This is a genomic window from Mycobacterium sp. 852014-52144_SCH5372336 (assembly GCF_001665615.1).
GTDB lineage: Bacteria > Actinomycetota > Actinomycetes > Mycobacteriales > Mycobacteriaceae > Mycobacterium > Mycobacterium neumannii_A.
The window spans coordinates 1-1,365 of sequence record NZ_LZSW01000045.1; the positions used below are offsets into that span (position 1 = coordinate 1).

The 1,365-nt window shown below is 62.1% G+C and carries 2 protein-coding genes; both read right to left on the reverse strand.

Annotation, left to right across the window (positions count from 1 at the left end; translation table 11 throughout):
• Window positions 1-9: 9 nt before the first annotated feature.
• Entirely contained in the window at window positions 10-909 is a 900-nt protein-coding gene (locus A5759_RS10505; RefSeq protein ID WP_197506016.1) for an integrase core domain-containing protein, read from the reverse strand.
• A 38-nt stretch (window positions 910-947) separates the two neighbouring features.
• Entirely contained in the window at window positions 948-1,292 is a 345-nt protein-coding gene (locus tag A5759_RS10510; RefSeq protein ID WP_068197164.1) for a helix-turn-helix domain-containing protein, read from the reverse strand.
• Window positions 1,293-1,365 lie beyond the last annotated feature (73 nt).

Below are 1,365 nucleotides of genomic sequence, written 5' to 3' on the forward strand. Positions count from 1 at the left end.
TGTCTTGAGTCAAGAAGTTGGCAGGGTTTTGCTGTCGAGGTAGGCCTGTTTGGGGGTTCGGTCGGCTAGCGCTTGGTGGGGTCGGATGGTGTTGTAGATGATGCGGAATCGGTGGGTTTCCATGTCGAGCGCATCGCCGTCGCCGATGTAGCCGCGGAAGAGATGTTCGTATTTTAAAGTTTCGAAGAATCGCTCGATGACGCCGTTGGTTTGTGGCGATTTGATGCGTGTGCGGATGTGGCGCAGCAGCGGGTCATGGCCGGTGAACAGGGTTTGGAAGTCTTTTCCGCGGTAGCAGGGGCCGTTGTCGGAGACGATGGCAATTGGCGCTGGCGCGCGCCCGATGATGTTGTCTTCAGCGTCCAGGACGTCCATTTCGCCGCGGTCGAGTCGCAGGTCGGCCAGGTTCAGGATGCCGGTGCCTTCCTCGACGGCCAGCCGTATGCAGGCCACGGCGTCGCGACCGCGGCTGGTGGGTGTGACCGTGATGGCTAGGCAGTATTTGGTGACGTAGTCGATGACAGCGCTGATTCGCCAGATCCCGCCGTGGGCGGTTTCAAACTCCGAGAAGTCGGTCTGCCATACCCGGTTACGTTCGGTCGGGGGATCGTGGAACACCCGGCGGCGCAACGCAGCCCAAGATTTTCGATCGGCTCGAAAGCCCTGGGGCAACAGTAGGCCGCGTCGCCGTAGTGCTCGTTGTACCGAAGAGTTGGTCACGTCGTGACCATCGGCACGCATCAGCGCGGCGATCTTGCGGTAGCCCCAGGCTGGCCATTGTTCGGCGTATTTGGCAGCTATGGCTTCGATCCGGTCGACGACCGGGGCCGGCCAGGGGCCCTTGGTCGGGTCACCGGCGCGTAGCCGGGCTAGCCGACGTCGATAAGTCCGCTCGGCGATGCCGGCCAATGGCGCGAACCTCGAAACCGGCAGACTTGCTGCTTCTCTTAGGGTTTCGAGGTCCTGGAAGGGACCTGATCGGCCAACGCAGCGCCACGCTGCCAGATCCGCAGCTGCACAGTCGCCTCGGCCAGCGCGAGTTTGAGCTGTTCGTTTTCCATCCGCAGCCGACGCTGCTCGGGGCTACCTGCGCTATGTGCTGCCCCACTGGGCACCTCCTGGAGCCGTTGCGCCCCGGCCTCAAGGAACTGATGCTTCCACTTCGTCACTTGAGTCGAGGCAACCCCACACCGTCGGGCTGCCTCAGCGCCGGTCATCTCTCCGGCCAATACAGCCAACACCAACCGGGTCTTCTCCTCGGCAGGAATCTTCGTTCGTCGCGATCTGACCATGACTCACCCAACCTCCTCAACGTCAGCCGCGCTGTGGATAACGCGACCCTGTCAGAAAGTTTGAGTCAGTGGA

What these genes read in the sequence shown, in the direction of transcription:
- A5759_RS10510 (WP_068197164.1), bottom strand. Translation starts at nt 1,292, where the DNA reads ATGGTCAGATCGCGACGAACGAAGATTCCTGCCGAGGAGAAGACCCGG.